This is a genomic window from Aliiroseovarius zhejiangensis (assembly GCF_014656375.1).
GTDB classification, from domain to species: Bacteria; Pseudomonadota; Alphaproteobacteria; order Rhodobacterales; family Rhodobacteraceae; genus Aliiroseovarius; species Aliiroseovarius zhejiangensis.
In genome coordinates this window covers 1-558 of record NZ_BNCH01000019.1, presented here as the reverse complement: position 1 = coordinate 558, position 558 = coordinate 1, and the positions used below count along the sequence as shown (strand labels likewise).

Below are 558 nucleotides of genomic sequence, written 5' to 3'. Positions count from 1 at the left end.
CTGCGCCTTGCGCCCAGAAAGGACTCCGCCATGACCCGCGCCACAACGACGATCCCGTTTCATGATCTCACTTTCATCGACGACATCGCCAAGCTACGCGATGTCGAAGCACGATGGAAAACCTTCCTCAAACGTATCCGCCAGAACGCGCAGGACGCGGACCTCGAGGCCGGGAAGATCACCGAAGAGGATGCCGTGTCCTCCTGCTATCTGGTCAACGATGCTGACCTGCGCCGCATCAAACGCCGCGCCGTGCGCCTGCTCGAACGGGTGCATTCCGCGACGGGCGTGTATCATCTGAGCGAAGAGAACCGCGCGCGGCTGACGCCGCTACGCGGCGGCCTGCCAGTCACTCGCGTCACGTCCGAGCACGAGGCGGACGAGATCGCGGCGGCGTTGCATACCGAGATGCCCTGGATGGGGCAAGCGACAGAGGAGGTTTGGCATGGTCTGCGCGCCTCAGCCCGTGATGGGTTGCCGGGCGTGCGGTTCAATCCGCTCGTCCTGAACGGCCCGCCAGGCATCGGCAAGAGCTACTGGGCACGATGCTTGGCGCAT

The 558-nt window shown here is 64.2% G+C and carries 1 pseudogene; it reads left to right on the top strand.

From position 1 onward, the window contains the following. Nucleotides 1-30: 30 nt before the first annotated feature. A pseudogene (locus tag IE188_RS16730) lies at nt 31-558 on the top strand (AAA family ATPase); the annotation flags it as partial.